We start from the raw sequence: 21,577 nt of genomic DNA, 5'->3' as shown, positions 1-21,577 counted from the left end.
CTTGATAGCATGTGGCGTGCCAGGTGATTCCTGCGCCGGGTTTGCATTGTTTGTTATTGTTTTTAAAGATAATGTTCATTGCGCGGCGGATATCCGGCGTGCCGTCGTGATGCCCCAATCCGGGGAGCGTTACTGTATCGGCGGTTCAGGATGGTGCGTTGTCCAAGCGTGCCGATGGCTTTCGGGGAAAGCACTTTCTCGTCCTGGTTATGGTGTTGTTTATTCCGTTGTCACATGACGCCATCTTCGCTATCCTTCCGGCTTCCCATTTAGCCGTCACCGCTATGTCCATCGACCTCGTGCGCAACCTGTTCTCGAGCGACACGCGCCTGTACGCGCTGTCCTGGCGGGACGAGGGAATGCCGCAACTGGAAGTCGAATGCTGGTGGGGGCGGGAGAGCCTGTCGGGCGGATTCGAGTACGTCATCGACCTCGTCTCGCCGGACGCCCGGCTCGGCCAGTCGCGTTTCCTCGGCAAGGCGCTGGCACTCGACGTCCGACTGGCCGACAGCAGCACCTTCAAGCGTCACGGCTACGTGCGCTGGGCGGCGACGCTCGACGCCGACGGCGGTTTCGGCCGTTACCGGCTGATCGTCATCCCCTGGCTCTGGCTCACCTCGCGCGGCCGTCACCACCGGGTCTTCCAGGAACGCACCGTGGTCAACATCGTCGACACCGTGTTCGCCGATTACGCCGACGTCGCCGCCTGGCAATGGGCGGACGAAGTCGCCGGTTTCCTCGCCGACACCCGGCCGCGCAGCTACTGCGTGCAGTACAACGAATCCGACTACCAGTTCGTCTCCCGCCTGCTCGCCGAGGAAGGCCTGGGCTGGCGCGTCGAAGCCGACGACGCGGCGCCCGGCGGCCACCGCCTGACGATCTTCGCCGACAGCCGCCTGCTGCCGCAGGACCCGGTGTCCGCCAGCGGACTGCGCTACCACCGCAGCGATTCGCAGGAAGCCCAGGACGCCATCCTCGCCTTCGGCGAACACCGCCGCCTGCTTGCCGCCAAAACCACGCTGCTGTCGCACGACTACAAGGCCAAGCGCGCCATCGCCGCCAGCGTGCCGACGGCGCAACCGATCGGCGGCGCCAACGCGCCGGCCCTCGAGAACTACGACGACGCCGGCCCCTACGCCTTCGCCAGCCTGGCCGAAGCCGAACGCTACGGGCGGCTGGCGATGGAAGCACGCGAAGCCCGCTACCTGACCTGGCTCGGCCGCGGCAGCGTGCGCAGCCTCTCCGCCGGCACCTGGATCGCCATCGGCGACCTACCGCGTGCCGGCGATCACCGCTACCTGGTCTGCGAGGTGAACCACGCCGGCATCAACAACCTGACCGCCGCCGCCATGGCCCGCCTCGCCGAACGCCTGCGCCTCCCGCAGAACCTCGGCCAGGACGACCCGCTCTCCGGTGGCGACACCGTCGAACCGGTCGCCGCCCCCGAACGCCTCCCTGCCGAACTCCTCGAACTCGCCCGCGAACGCGGCTACGGCAACGCCTTCACCGGCCTGCACGCCGACCTCCCCTGGCGGCCGGCGCTCACCGACGACACCGGCCTGCGCCTCAACCCGCGCCCCACCGCCCCCGGCCCGATGACCGCCACCGTCGTCGGCCCCAACGGCGAGCAGAGCCCGAACGGCGCCGACGAAATCTGGTGCGACCGCTACGGCCGGATCAAGATCCGCTTCCCCTGGCAACAAGCCGAACGGCCGGACGACCGCGACAGCTGCTGGATGCGCGTCCTGCAACGCCAGGCCGGCCCCGGCATGGGCTGGCAATGGCTGCCACGGATCGGCCAGGAAGTGCTGATCGACTTCCTGAACGGCGACATGGACCGTCCCTACGTCCTCGGCGCCCTCTACAACGGCAAGGGCGCCGGCGGCGTCCCCGCCACCCCGGGCGGCCGCCCGGGCGAAAGCGACGCCAGCGTCTTCGACCCCGCCACCGACCACCGCCCGGCCGGCCAGGGCAACCTCGCCGGCGGCAACAGCCCCGCCTGGCACGGCGGCGCCAGCCACAGCCACCGCCACCCGGCCGCGCTCGGCGGCTTCAAGAGCAAGGAATTCGGCGGCCAGGGGTTCAATCAATTGGTGATGGACGACAGCGACCGCCAGCAACGCATCCAGCTCAAGAGCACCCAGCACAGCAGCGAACTCAACCTCGGCCACCTCATCCACCAGGCCGACAACTACCGCGGCAGCTTCCGTGGCACCGGTGTCGAACTGCGCACCGACGCCTGGGGCGCGCTGCGCGGCGGGCGCGGCGTACTGATGAGCACCTGGCCGCTCGCCACCCCCGGCACCCCGGCCGGCGACTTCGCCCCCGGCATGGCCCTGCTCAGACAAGCCGACACCCTGGCCCGCACCCTCAGCCAGGCCGCCAAGACCCACCGCACCGTCGAACTGTCCAGCGCCATCGGCAGCACCAGCGCCGAACAAAGCGCCATCGACCAACAAGCCGCACCGATCAAGGCCCTGCACACCGTCGCCAGCGGCATGGTCGACGCCAAAGACGAAAGCCAGGCCAGCGCCGACGCCCAGGCCAAGACCACGACGGCCGACACCGACAAACGCCCGCACCCGACAGACCCGGCGATCCTGCAAGCCGCCCGCGCCAACTTCGCCCACGTCGCCGGGCAGAACCTGCAATACGCCAACGACGAAACCACCACCTTCGAGAGCGGCGAAGACAGCAACCTCGCCATCGCCGGCAAGGCCAGAATCCACACCGGCCAAGCCATCGGCCTGGTGGCCGGCGCCATCCGCCCCGGCGAAGGCAACACCGGCATCAAACTGATCGCCGCCAAAGACGACATCGACCTGCAGGCGCAGAGCGACGAAATGAAGTTCCAGGCCAAGCAGGAGCTGAAGATCGTCTCGGCGAATGCCCACGTCGACTTCGCAGCGGCGAAGAAGATTCATCTGGCGGTGAAAGGCGGTGCTTCAATCACCATCGACGGCGGCATCACCGTGCAGTGTCCGGGGACGATTACGGTGCATGCGAGCAAGAAGAAGTTCAGTGGGCCGGAGGGGATCGGCTATGCCTTGCCCGAATTTGTGCAAACCGGCAATTTCAAGCGCCAGTACATCATTCACCGTGCCACCGACGGCGAACCGATTGCCCGCCAGAAATACCGCATCAGCCTGAGCGACGGTCGCGTCGTCGAGGGGATCAGCAATGAGCAGGGCGAAACCGAACTGGTCGAGTCCGACGCCTTGCTGATCACGACCATCGCCTTACTTTCGGATTGAACCTATGGAAAATTCGGCGGACATCCTTTCAAGCGATCTGACTGTATGCGAAGGCATGCACCAGTCTCACGTCTATCTCTCCCATTTGCCGGGCATCATCATTTTCGTGCACGGCGTCAATTCCGATGGGGAATGGTATGAGCAAACCGAGGAGGGATTGATCGACGGTCTGAATCGCCGACTCGGCCTGCATCGCTCGCCGAATCCCGAGGGGAAATTGAAAATGGCTACCTACGAACCGGAAATCGAACCCGGCGGAAAACTGAATCGTTCCCTGAATGGCAAGAATTTCGTCAAGGATGCCGAGCGCTCGCCCGTCATCCGTTTCCGTTGGGGCTACAAACTTGCGGGCAAGCCCAAGAGCGACACCGATGCCATCGATGAAAACAAGGAATACAAGCAGAGCGGCTTCATCTGGCTCAACGAAATGGATGCCTGGGGCGGCGGTCCTTTCCAGAACGGAACGAGCGCCTTGCCCTACATGTGGGGCGTCGGTATGGACGACCGGGTGTTCTGGTGGCTCTACCTCAACATGTTTCCGGTTGATGGCCGGGAAGTCTATGCCTGCCCGCCGCGCGCCTATTACGCGCATGCCTCGCACCGCCTCAAGGAACTGATCAAGGCGATTCGCAAGAAGCAGGCCGATTGCCCGATCACCGTCATCTGCCACAGCCAGGGCAACATGATTACGCTGGGGGCTGCGATGCTCGGCCTTAAGGAGGATGAATCCTTCATCGCCGATACCTACATCATGAGCAATCCGCCTTACAACCTGGAGTCGCCCGCTACGGAAGAATTCGTCGTCGCCAAGCAACCTGGCGGCTTCGGCGAATTCGGCCATGTCACGGCTACGGCTCGCAAGGATACCTTCAAGCGCTTTCTCGATGGGGTGGCCAAAAGGGCTGGCAAGGGCCAGTCACTGGAAGAGATCAACCGGATCATGGGCTGCAAGGATGTCGAAAGCCAGACCCCCTTGTTCCAGATGGAAAAGTTTCCGGACAAGGACGCTGCCCGTCGCAAACCCGAACCCGGAAAGGATCGCGACAATCGGGGCAAAGTCTTCCTGTACTGCAATCCGCACGACCAGTTGATCGGCGTCACCCCGATCCAGGGCATCGGCTGGAAAGGCTTGCGCGATGAGGACATCGATGCTGTGAAGGGGGACGGCAAGATTTACCAGCGGGTCTGGGCGCAGGCCGGAGGCAATCAATCGCCGCCCTTTGCCGTCGGTTGCGAAGCCTGGCAGCGCTACCACTACATCAAGCACAACCACGACCCCAACCAGTTCTGGAACCCCAAGCCGCCGAACATGCGTTACGTGCTCAGCCTGAACCACAATCAGGGCTTTGTTTCCCGCATCCTGACCGTGTTGAGCTCGATCTTCATCTGGCCGGCGTCGCGCATGATTGATCTCCCGATCAACACCCCTCCCGAAAAGGACAGGGAGGTTCCGATTACCGCTCCAGTGCTGCCCAAGCCGGTAACGCCGCGTTCCGTACGCTACGGCGATACATCAGTCCAGTTCGACGAAGGCAAGGATCCTGTCTCCAACGCGCTGGACAAGACAAACCGGGAAAAATGGCAGGACATCCTGCCGGAAAAGATGGACGAGAAAACTGAACCGAAGGGGGATGGGAAGACTGAGGCCCAATGGGAATTCGAAACCCGGGCCCGCCTCGAAGCCGCCAAGCGGCGTGGCGAAATCGGCGATACCCCGGAAGACGAGCGGGCGATGATGAAACGCTACCTCTCGGAAAATCCCAACGCCACCGACCACGGCACGATCCTGACCAACCCCGAACATTCGGCGGAGGTCGTGGCCTACGATGTCGCGGTTGGCTTCGTTGATCCGTGCAAGATTACGGCGGAAGACATGGCTGAATTCCGAAGCTTTGCCCACTGGATGTATATGGAAGATTCAAGACTGGATGCGGAAGGCTTTAAACATTATTGGAAACTTGGCTTGTTCAAAAGCCACCAAGTTCAATACACATACAACCACGAGCACATGGTGGCCAACACCGATATCTCGAACGAACGTAAACAGAATTTCTTTGGACTGCTGCGATGAAGAGCCGCCGCCAATTCCTGACCGGAGCCCTAAGCATGGGATTACTTGACTTCCTAGGATTCAACCGTCCCGCGCGCGCCGCCGCAGAGTCGGCGCCTGCCTCCGCTAAGCCGGACTGGCCGACAGGGGCGGTTGCTCAACTGGTTGGTGCCAGTACGATTTCGCCGCTGTTTGATCCCGGCTACCCGCTCGACCATTTTCTGCCGACACTGCTTGCCTTAAAGCCGGACGAGGCGCCTCCAAAAATCTACAAGGGGATTACGGGATCACGTCATATGCCCAAGTATCAGGCTGAAGAAAACCTGCTTACTACTTTGACCGTCAGTTTCTCCTTTACTGTTAGCTACTACAACCAGACGGCCTATGGCGGCTATCACCAGTTTCTATGGAACGACGTGAGGATGAAGCAGTTGCACATCGTCGCTGGATTCACTGCAGAGCGCACGCCAGAGAAAGCCTGGGAGCTTTGGCATACCGCCTATCTCGCCTTCGGCGAAGACACCCGCCCCGGCAGCTTCACCCTGGCCTCCGGCAACGCCGGATGGACCACGCTGGAAGCCGGGTTGGGGAAGATCGCGACACCGGAGGCCAAGGTCATCTGGCTGGGCACCGTCGATGCGCCGAGCTGGCCGAAGGATGAGTTGCCGAACGAGGCAGCAGTGCTGCTGATGTTGGCGCATCCGGGCTTTGTCAGCGGGCGCTCGGCGCTGGCTTACTTCACCGCGCCGGCTGTCGTGCCGGTGAAGTCGGTGGACAAGGTCAAGGGCGAGTCGGCGCGCGTCACCGCCTTGCGCCTGGCGGTCGAGCAGGCCTGCGCCAGCGCAGGCATCGCGCCGTCGGCGATCGGCACCGTCGCCCGCGATTGCGGTCGTTACACGCCGGCTGCGGCACAGCGCCTGGCCGATACCGGCGCCGCGCTGCACGACCTGCTGCCGGATTACGACCTGCATCGTGACGCCATCGACCTGCCGGCGGTGTTCGATGAGCTGGGCGCCAACACCGTCAGCTACACCCTGCTGCTCGCCGCCTATGCCGCCAACCAGCGCCGCCATCCGGTGCTCTATATCTCCAGTCGCGATCCCGACGCCGGTCGCGCCATGCTGATCCTGCCCAACCCGCAGCCGGCTGAAATTCAGGACCCCGCCCGCATCGACCGCGAGGCCAACAGCCGCGGGCAATGGTATCGCCCCTGGTGGGGGCAGCGGCTTGATGGCAAGAAGGATTTTTGAGACGAGAGATGAATGTCTGCATGAAGAATCAGCATTTCAAAACACTGTCGCTCGCGCTGGCTGCGTTCGCTCTGAGCGCCTGCGTGGCCTTGGCGCCCAAGCCGTCGCCCGGTTTTGTCTTGTCCGATTACCGTGCGTTGCGCCAGCCATCTGGCCCGGACCCGTCGGTTTGCGCCCATCGCTACGCGCTCAGGAGCGAAAGCAAGGATGTGCCCGTTGCCGGAATACGCTACCGGATCAAGACTGATGACGGACAAGTCGTCGAAGGCGTGACCGACGAGAAGAGTGAGACGGCGGTTTTTCAGGGGGCGTGTGGAACGCGCATCTCCTTGTATCTGGCGACCACCGGCATTAGCTGGATCAAACCGGAAACCGCTCCTTGAGCCTGCGCCCGATGCAAGCCTTCGCCAACTTCGCGCTGTTGCCCCGGAAAGTTTATGGCGTCGCCGCTGTCGCGCGCCAGATTCCATGGAAATGAAGAGCCGCCGCCAATTCCTGACCGGAGCCCTGAGCATGGGATTACTCGATTTCCTCGGATTCAACCGCTTGGCGCTTGCCGCTGCAAAATCGGCGCCTGCCGCCGTCAAGCCGGACTGGCCGACAGGAGCGGTTGCTCAACTGGTTGGTGCCAGTTTGATATCGCCTCTGCTGGCCCCCAGATACCCGCTGGACCACTATCTTCCAACCGTGCTTGCCCTCAAACCTGATGACGCACCCCCAAAAACCTACAAAGGGGTAACGGGTGAAGGTTTGCCGCGTTATCGTTTCGACGAAAATCTACTCGATGAACTGACTGCCAGCTTTTCCTTTACCGTCAGCTATTACAACGAGACAGCTCGCGGCGGCTATCACCAGTTCCTGTGGAACGAGGTGCGGATGAAGCAGTTGCACATCGTCGCTGGATTCACTGCAGAGCGTACGCCGGAGGAAGCCTGGGATCTGTGGCGAAGAGCCTATCAGTCCTTCGGAGTGGACACCCGCCCCGGCAGCTTCACCCTGGCCTCCGGCAACGCCGGATGGAGCACGCTGGAAGCCGGGCTGGGCAAGATCGCGACGCCGGAGGCCAAGGTCATCTGGCTGGGCACCGTCGATTCGCCGAGCTGGCCGAAGGATGAATTGCCGAACGAGGCCGCGGTGCTGCTGATGTTGGCGCATCCGGGCTTTGTCAGCGGGCGTTCGGCGCTGGCTTACTTCACCGCGCCGGCTGTCGTCCCGGTGAAGTCGGTGGACAAGGTCAAGGGCGAGTCGGCGCGCGTCACTGCCTTGCGCCTGGCGGTCGAGCAGGCCTGCGCCAGCGCCGGCATCGCGCCGTCGGCGATCGGTACCGTCGCCCGCGATTGCGGTCGTTACACGCCGGCTGCGGCGCAGCGCCTAGCCGACACTGGCGCCGCGCTGCACGACCTGCTGCCGGATTACGACCTGCACCGCGACGCCATCGACCTGCCGGCGGTGTTCGATGAGCTGGGCGCCAACACCGTCAGCTACACCCTGCTGCTCGCCGCCTACGCCGCCAACCAGCGCCGCCACCCGGTGCTCTATATCTCCAGTCGCGATCCTGACGCCGGTCGCGCCATGCTGATCCTGCCCAACACGCAGCCAGCGGAAATTCAGGACCCCGCCCGCATCGACCGCGAGGCCAACAGCCGCGGGCAGTGGTATCGCCCCTGGTGGGGACAGCGGCTCGACGGGAAGAAGGATTTCTGATTTGCCATCTGGTATTTTCTGGCTGGCCCCGTTGTTGATCGTCCGTAATCGGCGGTGCCCGTCCGCCCACGGGCACGATGACCGCCATCGATGCCAACCCCGGCGGCAAGAGTCGTCCAGTCGGCGTCGAGGAAATCTGGTCCGACCGTTCCGGCTGGGTCAATGCAAGCCCGGAGTGCTGAAATGAGCAAATTCGACCAAGACTATTTCTTCGTCTTGAAGGAGAGGGATGAGCGACTTCCGTTCATGACCCCGGACGATGACACGTCACGGAAACCCTATACGTCGGAGTTGTTGCCCCTGCATACCAAGCCACTGGTTTTCCACAACGGATCGCTGGAATATCAGCAACAAAACCGCATTCTTCCTTCCGACCCTCCACCAGAGCTGCTTTTTCACGGATCAGACATCCTGGTCAAAGATTCACTCCGCGACAAGCTTCTGTCGCTTGAGATACCCAATCTCGCCATACAACCCGCCATCTATATCGACCACAACAATAAGTGGCATGAGGATCGCTGGTACCTGACATTTCTGGAGCGCTTCGACTGCTGGGACCGGAACTCCTCTAGCTACCACAATCGGGATTTTGAACCGGACGAAGAGCCCGCATACAAGGTTCGTCGTTATTCCCTGAATGATGAACTGCTGGAGAGAACGCCAATCGCTGCCCGGCGGCTCTTCAAAATGGGCGGAACTACGGTGGGCTTCGTCGTTGTTCACGTCTCCATCGCCGCTCACTTCCGCCTCAGCGGTGCCGTGCTCGTGCCTATCGCCGAATATGGCGTGTCGCATCCCTGATTGCTGCGGTTTGCCCTCGGTGAATACAGTGCCAACCAAAAAAACGGGGCGTCCCGCAGGGCGCCCCGAAAAGATGCAGAAGCATCTCACGCAAGAAAAGCAGGCCCGACGCGCCGCTGTTGCAGCGCGTCGGGGTGGGGTCAGAAGCTGTGCTTCATCCCCATGGCGAAACCCTTGACGCCGACGCCGCTGAGGCCGAGCGAGTTGCCCATCGGGTTGATGGTGAAGCCGGCGTTGTCGTCGTTCCGGATCTGCGCGTAGTCGGCGTACAGTTCGGTCCGCTTGGACAGCGAATAGCGGGCGCCGATTGCCCATTTGCGGGCGTTGGCGTCGTTCAGCGTGCGGTCCTTGACCTGGCCGTAGCTGGCCAGCGCCTTCAGCTTGCCGAAGGGCATCTCGGCGCCGACGAACCAGTTGCGGCGGTCGTATTCCTGACCGGCGGCGAGGCCGCCCAGGTTCTGGTTGCCCGGGGTGGCGGCGTCGAGGTCGATGTTGCCGCCGATCAGCGAGTTCGGGTCGCCCTTGATGACGTCGTAGACGCCGGAGACCTTGATCGGCCCGAAATCGTAGGAGGCGCCGCCGGTCAGCACGTAGAGGCGGCTGTTGGAGTAGCCGACGGCCTTCGTGGTTTCGTAGTCGAGGTTGACGCTGAGCGGGCCGTTGGCGTAGATCAGGTTGGCGGAGAACAGGCGGTCGTCGCCGTTGTTGCCGCCGTTGGCGACGCCGCCGACGGTATGGACGCCGTTCAGGCTGCCTTCGTTGCCCTGGGTGTTGGTCGCCGTCGCCAGGATCAGGGTGAAGCCGTTGAAGGCCGGCGAGACGTAGGCCACAGCGTTGGACGCGCGGTCGTACTGGGTGGTCATCGAGGCGAAGTTGCCGACCGAGTAGTTGCCGAACGGGTTGTACTTGCCGTAAATGCCGTAGCGCAGGCCGTCGAGGTAGCCGGCGACGACGGTGCCGAAGCCGCCGGTGACGCCGATGAACTGGTGCCCGGCCTGGGTCGGGCCGGTGCCGATGTCGGGATTGATCCGGTACTGCAGGTCGAACAGCGCCTTGACGCCGTTGCCGAGGTCTTCCGTGCCCTTGAAGCCGATGTGGCTCTGCGAGCCGGCGCTCTGCACGGCGTTCTGCGACTTGCTCGGGGCGACCGCGCCGTTGTCGCCGCTGCGGTGCATCCAGCCCATATCGACGTTGCCGTAGACGGTGACATTGCTCTGGGCCAGGGCGCCCGCCGAAGCGGCGGCCGCGATGGCCAGCGCGATGATTTTTTTGGTCATGGATTGTCTCCAGGTGATTTGCATTGATGTGTGCCGTGCGGGCTCCCGACCCGCCGGCATTCCCCCGTTGCCATCGCCAGGCGATGGTGTGGCGCGGCCTTTAGTGCGAAGTACGTGCCAGCCGGCGCCGGGCTTGGTTGCATCGGCGAAAAGCCTTGCCAGGACTTGGTTTCGGCGATTGAGGCGGGGCTGTTGGCGAGTCGGGTGCTGGCGCCGGTCGCTCATTTTCTGGACAGGTGTTCAAGGATGGAGCGCAACGGAGCAGCCTGTTTCCGCCGGCCGCCGACAAAAAAGCCGGCCACGCGGGCCGGCTGTGCGGGAGCGCTGGTGCCTTATTCGCGGTAGAAGCCGACGCCGATCAGGCTGTCGCCTTCGCGGCGGATGAAGGTGCGCTTCTTTTCGACGGCGTTGGTGACCGGGTTGCGCCACACGTAATCGACCGTGCCTTCGCCCTTGGTTTTGGCCAGGTCGAGCATTTCGCGGATCAGCGGCTTGCCTTCGACGTCGTGCAGGTCGCTGGCGTCGCTGCCGGTCCATTTCGGGTTCATGCCGTGCGCTTCGAACTTGCCGCTGCCCAGGTTGACGGCGAAGACGTAGAGGTCGTCATGGACGAAGCGGCCCTTGGGGTCGTTGAAGCTGCCCAGGGCGGCGGCCAGGCCGCGCTGGCGGATTTCGGCGCTGGCGGTGTCGAGCAGCTTACGCGCATCGTCGGCGCCGGCGCGCACGGCGTAGTAGCCGACGCCGAGGATGTAGTCACCCTGGCGGTGCAGCCAGGCGAACTTGGGTTCGACGCGGTTGCTCTTGCGGTTGAGCCAGACGTAGCCGATGCGCGCTTCCGGCTGCTTTTCGGTGACCGCGATCATTTCGCGGAACAGCGGCAGGCCGGCGGCGTTGACGCTGTCGAGGACCTTGAGGCCGATCAGGCTGTCCGGCGCGGCGCCGTTGGCGACGTAGGTGCCCTGGCGGTCGATCACGTAGACATAGAGGTCCTTCCTGACGAACTGGCCTTTCGGATCGCTGAAGGCGGCCCAGGCTTTCTCCGGGCCGTTGGCCTTGAGGTAGGCGACGGCCTCGTTGAACAGGGCGCGGGCTTCGCGCGGCGTCGCGTGGTCGGCGGCTGCGGCCAGGGTCGAGGCGGCGGCGAGCAGCAGGGCGCCCAGGCAGCGGGCGAGTGACGATGACTTCATTGTGGTCTCCGGGTGTGGTGGATGGTTATGGATTCAGGCGCCGAGCGCGTGATGGATATCCACCAGGCCGTGCCGGGCGGCCAGGTGGAGCAGTTTGAAATCGTTGTCGGCGTCGAGCTTCTGGCGGATCAGCGTGAGGTAGTTGAGAACCGTCTTCGGGCTCAGGTGCATCGAGCTGGCGATGCCGCTGGCCGATTCGCCATGCACCAGCATGCGCAGCACCTCGAATTCGCGCGGCGTCAGGTGGGCCAGCGCGCCGTCGCCGTCGATCGCCTCGGCGGCCAGGACCTGGGCGATTTCCGGGGAAAAGACGCGTTTGCCGGCGGCGATGCGGCGGATGCCGTCGATTACCTCGGCCGGTTCGCTGTACTTGGTCAGGTAGCCGAGGGCGCCGCTGCGCAGCGCCTGGGTGACGTGGCCGGCGCCTTCGTGCATGGACAGGACCAGCACCTTGAGCGCCGGCTGGCGGGCGAGCATGCCGCGGATCGCCTCGATGCCGCTGCTGCCGCGCAGGCTGAGGTCGACCAGGGCGACATCGGCGACGGTGCGCAGGGCCAGCGCGTTCGCCTCGTCGGCGCTCGCTGCCTCGCCGACCACCTGCAGCCCGGGCTCGGCGTCGAGCAGGCGGCGGTAGCCGTTTCTGACCACGGCGTGGTCGTCAACCAGAATGATGCGGATCATCTTGTTCTTCCTCCTTCGTCTCTTCCTCTTGCAGCGGCAGGCTGACCTGCAACTGCACCCCGCGCCCCGGCCCGCCCGCCACCTGCAGGCGGCCGCCGACCATGTCCAGGCGCTCGACCATGCCGAGCAGGCCGCCCTGATGCGCCGGGCGGTCGGCCGGCAGCCCCTGGCCGTCGTCCTCGATGCACAGCAGCAGCTCCGCCGCCCGGCGTTCGATGCCGACCCGGCAATGGCGGGCGCCGCTGTGGCGCACGACATTGGTCAGCGCCTCCTGCACCACCCGGTACAGCGCCAGGCTGGCCGCCTCGGCCAGCGCCGGCAGGGCGCCGGCCAGCTCAAGCCGGAACTCGATCCCCGTCCCCCGTTGCTGCCAGTTGCCGACCAGCTCGCGCAGGGCGCCGGCCAGGCCGCCGGCTTCCAGCCCGTGCGGTCGCAACTGGCCGAGCATGGCGCGCAACTGCAGGCCGCTGGTACGGACGTCGCGGCGCAGTTCGCGGGCGCATTCGGCGAGCTGTTCGCCGCTCAACTGGCCGGCGTGGCGCTCCAGGTAAGCGGTGGTGATGCCGATGGCGGTCAGCGTCTGCCCCATCTCATCGTGCAATTCCCTTGCCAGGGTCTTGCGCTCGGCTTCCTGCACCTCGATCAACTGGCGGGCGAGCTGGCGCTGGGCGGCGCGCGCGGCGCCCAGGGCGGCGGCGAGATCGTCGATGGCACCGGCGACGCGGCTGAATTCGCGCAGCGCGAAGGCCGGCAGGCGCGCCGCTTCCTCGCCGCGCGCCAGCCGCTGCAGACCGGCCTCCAGTTCGCGCACCGGACTCAGCGCGCGGTGCGCCGCCCACCAGGCGACGAGCAGGGTTGCTCCAGAATAGAGCAACAGGGTGATGCAAAGTCGAACAGTGTCGTCCAGCCGCTCGTCGATCTCCGAATCCGGGTTGGCGGCGATGTACAGCGTCTGCCCGCCGATGTGCACGGTGCGCGGCGTCGGCCGCGCCGCTTCGGGGGCGAGCAGGGCGGCCAGCCAACTGCGTGCGGCCGGCGGCTGCGCCGTCGCCTCGATGCTGAGGTGGCGCAGCGGCGCATCGCGCAGCAGCGCCTGCAGTTGCTCGGCGCTGGTCCCCGGCTGGCTGGCGGCGACCAGGATGTCCACCAGGTGGGTCGAGGCGGCGACTTCGGCGTCGAGATCGCCGCGCAGCGACTGCAGGTGGATGGCGACGGCCACCAGCAACAGGCCGCCGAGCAGGGCGCCGAGATAGTCCACCAGTCGTCGTCTGAGATCCATTGCGCCCCCTTCTTATTGTCATGGGCGAGGCTGAGCAGGTTTCGTACCGAGCGCGCGGAAGGTCGGGAATTTTTCCCGGTTTGCCCGGGAGCTTCTCCCGGGACGGGGGGCAAAAGCGCTTCCTATACTCGGCTCGCCTGTCGCAATGGACAGGCCGCCCCCGATCCATCGGGAAGCAGACGACACCTTTCAGGAGACAAAAAAGATGGCAACAACCCGGTTCAATCCCCGTCCGACCCTCATCGCCGCCCTCGTCGCCGCCACCCTTTGCGCCCCGGCGATGGCCGGCAGCAAGGTGAGCTGGGAAGACATTCTCAACGACGACAAGACCACCCAGGACGTGCTGTCCTACGGCCTCGGCCTGAAGGCGCAGCGCTTCAGCCCGCTGACCAGGGTCAACACGAAGAACGTCGAGCACCTGGTGCCGGCCTGGAGTTTCTCCTTCGGCGGCGAAAAGCAGCGCGGCCAGGAAGCGCAGGCGCTGGTCCATGATGGCGTGATCTACGTCACCGCCTCCTACTCGCGCATCTTCGCCATCGATGCCCGCAGCGGCAAGCGCCTGTGGGAATACGAGGCCCGCCTGCCCGACGACATCCGCCCCTGTTGCGACGTGATCAACCGCGGCGCCGCCATCTACGGCGACAAGATCTACTTCGGCACGCTCGACGCCGCCATCGTCGCCCTCAACAAGGACACCGGCAAGGTCGTCTGGCGCAAGAAGTTCGGCGACCACAAGGTCGGCTACACGATGACCGGCGCCCCCTTCGTGGTCAAGGACCAGAAGAGCGGCAAGGTGCTGCTGGTGCATGGCTCGTCGGGCGACGAGTTCGGCGTCGTCGGCTGGCTGTTCGCGCGCGATCCGGATACCGGTGAGGAAGTCTGGGCGCGGCCGATGGTCGAAGGCCACATGGGCCGCCTGAACGGCAAGGAAAGCACGCCGACCGGCGACAAGAACGCGCCCTCGTGGCCGCGCGACAAGGACGGCAAGCTGGTCGAAGCCTGGCATCAGGGCGGCGGCGCGCCGTGGCAGACGGCCAGCTACGACGTGGACAAGAACATGGTGGTGATCGGCGCCGGCAACCCGGCGCCGTGGAACACCTGGCACCGGACCAAGGAAGGCGACGATCCGCGCCACTGGGACAGCCTGTTCACCTCCGGCCAGGCTTATGTCGACGCCAGCACCGGCGAACTCAAGGGCTTCTTCCAGCACACCCCGAACGATGCCTGGGACTTCTCCGGCAACAACTCGGTGGTGCTCTTCGAATACAAGGACCCGAAGACCGGCAAGCCGGTCAAGGCCTCGGCGCACGCCGACCGCAACGGCTTCTTCTTCGTCACCGACCGCGAGAAGCTGACCAACGGCGCTGGCTACCCGAACAAGCCGACCTCGCTGATCGGCGCCTGGCCCTTCGTTGATGGCATCACCTGGGCCAAGGGCTTCGACCTCAAGACCGGCAAGCCGATCGAGAACGACAACCGCCCGCCCAAGGTCAAGGACGGCGCCGAGAAGGGCGATTCGATCTTCGTCTCGCCGCCTTTCCTGGGCGGCACCAACTGGATGCCGATGAGCTACAGCCCGCAGACCGAGCTGTTCTACATCCCGGCTAACCACTGGGCGATGGACTACTGGACCGAGAAGCTGACCTACAAGGCCGGCTCCGCCTATCTCGGCCAGGGCTTCCGCATCAAGCGCCTGTTCGACGACCACGTCGGCATCCTGCGCGCCATCGATCCGAAGACCGGCAAGATCGCCTGGGAGCACAAGGAGAAGTTCCCGCTCTGGGCCGGCACCCTGACCACCGCCGGTGGCCTGTTGTTCACCGGGACCTCGGACGGCTACGTCAAGGCTTTCGACGCCAGCAACGGCAAGGAGCTGTGGAAGTTCCAGACCGGTTCCGGCGTGGTTTCGGTGCCGATCACCTGGGAAATGGACGGCGAGCAATACCTCGGCATCCAGTCCGGCTATGGCGGCGCGGTGCCGCTGTGGGGCGGCGACATGGCCGACCTGACCAAGCAGGTGACGCAGGGCGGCTCGATGTGGGTGTTCAAGCTGCCGAAATCGCTGAAGAACTGAGTTGGCGGCCATCCCTGCATGGGCGGGGATGGCTTTTTTCCTGACGATCGGAAACGCGATGTCACTTCGTACCCTGTTTCTCGCCTTGCTGCTCAGTCCCCTGGCCGCCGCTGCCGCCGAGCCGGTCGAGCCGCTGGTCATCAACGGCTGCGGCATCTGGCCGCATGCGCGCTGTGCCGGCGCCGACCTGCGCCACGCCAACCTGGCCGGGCGCAACCTGGCCGGTGCCGACCTGCGCGGGGCGCAACTGGTGCGCGCCGACCTGCGTGGCGCCAACCTGGCCGGTGCCAATCTCGACGGTGCCGACCTGACCGCCGCCCAGCTTGGCAAGGCCAGCGCGCCGACGGCGACCTTCCGTGGCGCCCGGCTGGTCGGCGCCGATCTCGAGTTCGCCCGGCTGTTCCGCGCCGACTTTTCCGGTGCCGACCTGAGCGCCGCCAATCTCGAAGCGGCCAAGGTCAATTTTGCCTGGTTCGTCGGTGCCCGCCTGATCAATGCCAACCTGCAGGAAAGCAAGTTCTTCGCGGTGAATTTCCGCCACGCCGACCTGAGCGGCGCCTTCCGCCGCTTCACGGTCTTCCAGGATGCCGACTTCGAGGCCTGCACGGCCTGCCCGACCGATTGGTGACGCCGATGCCGCTGCTCGTTTCCCTGTTTCTCCTCGTTTTCCTGGCCGCGCCGGCGCTGGCCGGCGAGGTCGCCGTCGCGCCCGAAGTCGATGCCTCGGCCTTGCCGCCGCTCGGTACGCAGTGGCTGACGACCAATCCCTATCGCGGCAACGCGGCGGCCGTCGATCTCGGTCGCCTCGCCTACAACCAGGCCTGCGCCCGCTGCCACGGCGCCGACGCGGCGACCCGGGCGGCGCCGGCGCCCGACCTGCGCAACCTGGACCGCTACTGCCGGCGCATCGCCGACGCCGAGCTCCAGGCCGCCTGCCTGCGCGACAACGACGACTATTTCGCGCACAGCGTCCGCCACGGCAAGGTCATCGTCGGCGTCACCCACATGCCGCCCTGGCAAGGCGTGCTCAAGCAGGAGCTGGCCTGGGCGATCCAGGTCTTCATCGAAGCCCAGGCGCGCGGAGCGCGCCAATGAGGCGCTAGTCGTCGGCGCAAGAAAAACGGCGCCCGGGCCGTAGCCGGGGCGCCGCTGTTGCCGGGCGTCGCTGTTCAGCGCTTGTGCAGCTTGAATACCCAGACCGAACCGCCCTGTTCGAGGAAGTTCACGCGCTTGGCGACATCGCCGCCCCAGAGCGGCACGGCGCCGCCCCAGCCGGTGGTGACGGCGAGCATCTGTTCCCCGTCCTGTTCCCAGGTGACCGGCGGTGCGACGATGCCGGTGCCGACCTGGAAGGACCAGATTTCCTTGCCCGTCTTCGCATCGACGCCCTTCAGGTAGCCCTCCGGCGTGCCATAGAAGACCAGACCGCCGGCGGTGGCCAGCGCGCCACCCCAGAGCGGGGCGTAGTTCTTGTTCTCCCAGACGATCTTGCCGGTGGCCGGATCGACCGCGCGCATGACGCCGATGTAGTCGTCGTGGATGGCCTTGATGGTGAAGCCGGCGCCCAGGTAGGCAGCGCCCTTTTTGTAGGAGACCGGTTCGTTCCAGATGTCCATCGACCACTCGTTGGCCGGCACGTAGAAGAGGCCGGTCTGCGGGCTGTAGGCCATCTGCTGCTGGTTCTTGCCGCCGAGGAAGGACGGCGCCGAGAAGACGACCTTGCCCTTCTTGCCATCGACGCCGGCCGCCGGATCGCCCGGACGCCCTTCGTCGATGTAGTTCGGCCGGCCGGTTTCCAGGTTGATGCTGCTCGCCCAGGTGATCTTCTTGACGAAGGGGAAGGCGTTCAGCAGCTTGCCGTTGGTCCGGTCGTTGACGAAGAAGAAGCCGTTGCGGTCGGCCTTGCCGCCGGCCTTGACGAGCTTGCCGGTCTTCGGGTCCTTGTAGTCGAAGGAGACGAACTCGTTGACGCCGTCGAAGTCCCAGCCGTCGTGCGGGGTGTTCTGGTAGTGCCAGACGATCTTGCCGGTGTTGACGTCGATGGCGACGGTGGACGAGGAGAAGAGGTTGTCGCCCGGGCGCAGGTGGCTGTTCCACGGGGCCGGGTTGCCGGTGCCGGCGAAGATCAGGTTGGTTTCCGGATCGTAGGTGGCGCCGTTCCAGGTGGCGGCGCCGCCGGTCTTCCACAGGTCGCCGGTCCAGGTGGCGTTGAGGGTGCCGGAGATGCCGTTCTCGATTTCCTTGCCTTCGGCGTCGTAGCGGTAGCCCATGTGGCCTTCGACGGTCGGGCGCGTCCACAGCAGCTTGCCGGTCAGCGGGTCGCGGGCGTCGATGCGGCCGACGGCGCCGAATTCGCCGCCGGAAACGCCGGTGATCAGCTTGCCCTTGGCGATGATCGGCGCCGCGGTGGCCGAGTAGCCGGCGGCGTAGTCGCCGATCTTCTGCTTCCAGGCGACCTTGCCGGTCTCCTGATTCATCGCCACCAGTTGCGCGTCGAGCGTGGCGAAGATGACCAGGTCGCCGTACAGCGCGGCACCGCGGTTGATCACGTCGCAACAGGGCATGATGCCGTCGGGCAGGCGGTGCTCGTACTTCCACAGCTTCTTGCCGGTCTTCGCGTCGAAGGCGAACAGGCGGCTGTAGGAAGCGGTGACGAACATCCGGCCGTTGTGGATCACCGGCTGCGACTCCTGGCCGCGCTGCTTCTCGCCGCCGAAGGACATCGACCAGGCGGGGACCAGGTTCTTCACCGAGTCGGTGTTGATCTGCGTCATCGGGCTGAAGCGCTGGCCCTGGGTGCCGAGACCGAAGCTGACGACGTCGCCGACGGTTTTCGCGTCGTTGAGAATGTCGGCATCGCTGACCGTGGCGCCGGCCGGGCTGCCGGCGACGGTGAGCGTCGCCGCGAGGGCGAGCCCGAGCAGGTGCCGGGGAAGTTTGTGACTGTGCATGGAACGTCTCCTTGGTTGTGCGTTGATTCCGTCGCCGCCGTGTACCTTTCCCGGGACCGGTCGGCGACGAAGCTAGCCGACTGCAAGCCCTGTGCCATCGTCCCCGCTGCCGGCTGCAAGCGCCCGGCAGCAAGGCCGGCGGGAACGCCGCCGCGTTGCGGGCGGCGCTCTGGCGGCTGCTGAAAATGCACACACCTGCTCAAAACTTGCACAGCCTGCGTGCTGCGGGAGATCGTTCAGTTACGGGGGAGGCGGCGTGGATTGGCCGCGCGCCGGAAGCCGCGCCCGGCCAGGTGCAGTTCCCGGCGGAGCGGGCTCAGTCGGCCGGCACGCCCGGTAGCCACTGGCCGAGCGTCGTCTTGAGCTGGCCGAAATTGACCGGTTTGGGCAGGAAATCGTCCATCCCGGCATCCCGGCATTTCTGCCGGTCCTCCTCGAAGGCGCCGGCGGTCAGGGCGACGATCGGCACCGGCTGGCGCTGCGCCTCGCGCTCCCAGTCCCGGATCGCCCGGGTCGCTTCGAAGCCGTCCATCACCGGCATCTGGCAATCCATCAGCAGCAGGTCGAAGTGCTTGCCGGCGCGCACCAGGGCCAGCGCTTCCGCGCCGTTGCCGGCGCTGACGAAGTCCAGCCCGAGCTTGTGCAGCAGGGCTTCGATGACCTTGCGGTTGGTCGGGTTGTCCTCGACGACGAGGATGCGGACGGCGCCGTTGGCGGCCGTGGCATCGGCGTGCTCGGCGAGTGCCGGCGGCGCAGTTGCTGCCGTCGGCGGCAGCCGGCTTTCTTCGCCGCTGGCGCCCAGTCCGGCGCGGATCGTGAACCAGAAGCGGGAGCCTTCGCCGCTGCGGCTGCTGACGCCGACTTCCCCGCCTGCGAGGCGGGCCAGGCTGCTGACGATGGAGAGGCCGAGGCCGGTGCCGCCGTACTTGCGCGTGGTCGAGCCGTCGGCCTGCGAGAAGGGCTGGAAGAGCAGCGCCTGCTTGTCCTCGGGGATGCCGATGCCGCTGTCGATGACGGCGAATTCGAGCAGGGCGCCGTGGTCGTCGCGGCTGACTTCGCGGCCTTCGATGCGGATTTCGCCGTGGTCGGTGAACTTGATCGCGTTGCTGACCAGGTTGGAGAGCATCTGCCGGATGCGCACGGCGTCGGCGAGGTAGTGCTGCGGCGGCCCGTTCCAGCCTACCGTCACCGGCAGTTGCTTGCGTTGGGCGGTGTCGGCGAAGAGGCGGACGGTCTCGGCGATCAACTGCTGCGGCGCGAAGTCGATCCGTTCGAGTTCGACCTTGCCGGCTTCGACCTTGGACAGGTCGAGGATGTCGTTGAGCAGCGAGAGCAGCGTTTGCCCGGAGTTGAGGATGGTACGGACGTACTCCTGGCGTTCCTCGTCGGAAAGGTCGGGCATCTGCAGCAATTGCGCCATGCCGAGGACGCCGTTCAGTGGCGTCCGGATCTCGTGCGACATCATCGCCAGGAACTGGCTCTTCGCCCGGCTCGCCGCCTCGGCCGACTGCTGCATCTTCTTGAGGTGGGAAATGTCCATGTAGAAGCCAACCACGTGGTTGGTCGGCGTCCGCCGTTCGACGATGCGCAGCCAGCGGTCGCCGCCCAGGGCTTCCTCGATGTCGGTGGTACCCGCGGCGTGGGCGGCCAGGCGTTCGGCCAGCCAGCGTTCGCGGCGGCCGACCGCCTCCGGGTACACGCCGCTCTCGGCGGCGCAGCGCATGATCACCGCGAAACGGGCGCCGGGAACGACCGCGTCACGGCAGGCGGCGTAGAGGTTGCGGTACTTCTCGTTGCAGATGACCAGGCAGTCGTTCTCGTCGAAGACGACGAAGGCTTCGTCGATGGTCTCGATCGCCGTGCGCAGCGTGTGCGCGCTTTCCAGCAGCGACTGTTCGGCCCGTTGCAGTTCGTCGGAGACGGCGCGCTGGATCCTGAGGTTTTCGAGGTAACCGTTGAAGCCCTGGATCAGTGCCGCGATCTCGTCCTGCTTGGCCGGCTCGGGCAGCGGGGCGAGCGTCGCCTCGGGGTTCTCGCGCAGGCGCTGGAACTGTTCCGAGACGGCGCGCAGCGGGCTGACCACGGTGCGGGCGAAGAAGCGGGCGAGCAGGGCGACGCCGCCCAGGCCGATGAGGAGCAGGAAACCCGCCGCGGTGGCCAGTCGGTTGACCGGCGCGGTATGCAGGGCGAGCGGCGTGGACAGCACCAGATAGGCGCCGATGCCTTCGAGCGGCCGCTTGGTCAGGATCACCTCCTGGCCGTCCAGGCGTAGCTGCTGGGTGGCCGGGCCTTCCCGGATCTGCTTGAGCAGCGCCGGGTCCATCGGGGCGCCGAGCAGCGCGCGTTCGGGGTGGTACATCAGGCGGCCCTGCGGGTTGACCAGCATCAGTTGCAGCCCGGCCAGCGCATTGTCGGCGGAGAAATACTCGCGTACCACGTCGTCGTTGAGGTTGATCAGCAGCAGGCCCACCGTGTCGGTGGTGCCGGTTTCCGGGGAGAAGTGGCGGATCAGCCGGGTGACCGTGATCACCTTCTTCTGCGCCGACGCGGTGTTGATGTTGTCCTCGATCCCGCGCCAGACCACCGCGCTGTCCGCTGCCGAGGTTTCCGCCATCATCCGGCGCATCGCTTCCGTTTTGAGGCCGCTGACGTTGAGCGTCTCGCCGACGTGGAAGTGCTCGCCCTGCGTCGAGAAGAGATCGATCGAGACCAGGCCCTTGACGCGGACGAACCCGTTCAGGATGTAGCCGATCTGCGCCTTGGTGTTGAGCGTTTCGTAGCTGTTCGCCGAACCCTGGTCGGCGTCGCGCAGCGCGCCGGCGATCGCCTCGTTGCCGACGATGCTCGCCGCCAGATCCTCGACCTGGTTGCGGTAGAGGCGCAGGTAGCCCGCCGTGTCGGTCATCAGGCGCTGGTTGTATTCGCCGGCCTGGGTGATGACGATGTCGCGCGCAATCTGGAAGGCGGCCAGCCCGAAGATCAGCAGGGGAACGACGCCGGCGGCGAGCAGGTAGCCCACCAGCTTGGCGGTGATGTTGAAGTGAGGCTTGGAAATCACGACTTGGGATC

The 21,577-nt window shown here is 65.5% G+C and carries 15 protein-coding genes; 9 read left to right on the top strand and 6 right to left on the bottom strand.

Annotated features, from left to right (window positions below):
* The first annotated feature begins 284 nt into the window (after positions 1-284).
* From AC0KWY_RS07430 to AC0KWY_RS07405, 6 genes are all read left to right on the top strand, one after another.
* Complete coding sequence (locus AC0KWY_RS07430; protein WP_474028995.1) at positions 285-3,254, top strand: type VI secretion system Vgr family protein; 2,970 nt, start codon at positions 285-287, stop codon at positions 3,252-3,254.
* A gap of 4 nt (positions 3,255-3,258) precedes the next feature.
* Positions 3,259-5,325, top strand: a complete 2,067-nt coding sequence (locus AC0KWY_RS07425; RefSeq protein WP_474028994.1) for a T6SS effector phospholipase Tle3 domain-containing protein — start codon at positions 3,259-3,261, stop codon at positions 5,323-5,325.
* 275 nt (positions 5,326-5,600) lie between these two features.
* Positions 5,601-6,554, top strand: a complete 954-nt coding sequence (locus tag AC0KWY_RS07420; protein WP_474028993.1) for a hypothetical protein — start codon at positions 5,601-5,603, stop codon at positions 6,552-6,554.
* Positions 6,555-6,574: 20 nt separating this feature from the next.
* Positions 6,575-6,937, top strand: a complete 363-nt coding sequence (locus AC0KWY_RS07415; protein WP_474028992.1) for a hypothetical protein — start codon at positions 6,575-6,577, stop codon at positions 6,935-6,937.
* A gap of 367 nt (positions 6,938-7,304) precedes the next feature.
* The gene (locus AC0KWY_RS07410; RefSeq protein ID WP_474028991.1) at positions 7,305-8,258 is read left to right on the top strand and encodes a hypothetical protein; all 954 of its coding nucleotides are present in this window, start codon (positions 7,305-7,307) and stop codon (positions 8,256-8,258) included.
* 183 nt (positions 8,259-8,441) lie between these two features.
* Positions 8,442-9,059: a hypothetical protein gene (locus AC0KWY_RS07405; RefSeq protein WP_474028990.1), complete on the top strand. Its 618-nt coding sequence runs from the start codon at positions 8,442-8,444 to the stop codon at positions 9,057-9,059.
* Between the two features lie 140 nt (positions 9,060-9,199).
* Here AC0KWY_RS07405 and AC0KWY_RS07400 read toward each other — a convergent pair whose 3' ends face one another.
* From AC0KWY_RS07400 to AC0KWY_RS07385, 4 genes are all read right to left on the bottom strand, one after another.
* Positions 9,200-10,336, bottom strand: coding sequence for a porin (locus AC0KWY_RS07400; RefSeq protein WP_474028989.1), 1,137 nt, complete (start codon positions 10,334-10,336; stop codon positions 9,200-9,202).
* 332 nt (positions 10,337-10,668) lie between these two features.
* Positions 10,669-11,523: a cache domain-containing protein gene (locus tag AC0KWY_RS07395; protein WP_474028988.1), complete on the bottom strand. Its 855-nt coding sequence runs from the start codon at positions 11,521-11,523 to the stop codon at positions 10,669-10,671.
* Between the two features lie 33 nt (positions 11,524-11,556).
* Entirely contained in the window at positions 11,557-12,204 is a 648-nt protein-coding gene (locus tag AC0KWY_RS07390) for a response regulator (protein ID WP_474028987.1), read from the bottom strand.
* Positions 12,182-13,483, bottom strand: coding sequence for a sensor histidine kinase (locus AC0KWY_RS07385; RefSeq protein ID WP_474028986.1), 1,302 nt, complete (start codon positions 13,481-13,483; stop codon positions 12,182-12,184). The genes AC0KWY_RS07390 and AC0KWY_RS07385 overlap by 23 nt, the downstream gene beginning before the upstream one ends.
* A 205-nt stretch (positions 13,484-13,688) precedes the next feature.
* Here AC0KWY_RS07385 and AC0KWY_RS07380 point away from each other — a divergent pair, with 205 nt between their 5' ends.
* Genes AC0KWY_RS07380 through AC0KWY_RS07370 form a run of 3 tightly spaced genes read left to right on the top strand, consistent with a single transcriptional unit; the run spans position 13,689 to position 16,652 of the window.
* Positions 13,689-15,557, top strand: coding sequence for a methanol/ethanol family PQQ-dependent dehydrogenase (locus tag AC0KWY_RS07380; RefSeq protein ID WP_474028985.1), 1,869 nt, complete (start codon positions 13,689-13,691; stop codon positions 15,555-15,557).
* A gap of 58 nt (positions 15,558-15,615) precedes the next feature.
* Complete coding sequence (locus AC0KWY_RS07375) at positions 15,616-16,185, top strand: pentapeptide repeat-containing protein (RefSeq protein ID WP_474028984.1); 570 nt, start codon at positions 15,616-15,618, stop codon at positions 16,183-16,185.
* A gap of 5 nt (positions 16,186-16,190) precedes the next feature.
* The gene (locus AC0KWY_RS07370) at positions 16,191-16,652 is read left to right on the top strand and encodes a c-type cytochrome (RefSeq protein ID WP_474028983.1); all 462 of its coding nucleotides are present in this window, start codon (positions 16,191-16,193) and stop codon (positions 16,650-16,652) included.
* A 74-nt stretch (positions 16,653-16,726) separates the two neighbouring features.
* Here the strand turns inward: AC0KWY_RS07370 and AC0KWY_RS07365 are convergent, their stop codons facing one another.
* Together AC0KWY_RS07365 and AC0KWY_RS07360 are read right to left on the bottom strand one after the other, a co-directional pair.
* Entirely contained in the window at positions 16,727-18,508 is a 1,782-nt protein-coding gene (locus tag AC0KWY_RS07365) for a PQQ-dependent methanol/ethanol family dehydrogenase (RefSeq protein ID WP_474028982.1), read from the bottom strand.
* Between the two features lie 316 nt (positions 18,509-18,824).
* Positions 18,825-21,566 (bottom strand): ATP-binding protein, encoded by a 2,742-nt coding sequence (locus AC0KWY_RS07360; protein ID WP_474028981.1) that lies wholly within the window; start codon positions 21,564-21,566, stop codon positions 18,825-18,827.
* Positions 21,567-21,577: the final 11 nt, after the last annotated feature.

This window comes from Azonexus sp. MM2026_4 (assembly GCF_055901855.1).
Note: the sequence above shows the minus strand (reverse complement) of the source record. Positions and strands in the feature narration are given on the sequence as shown.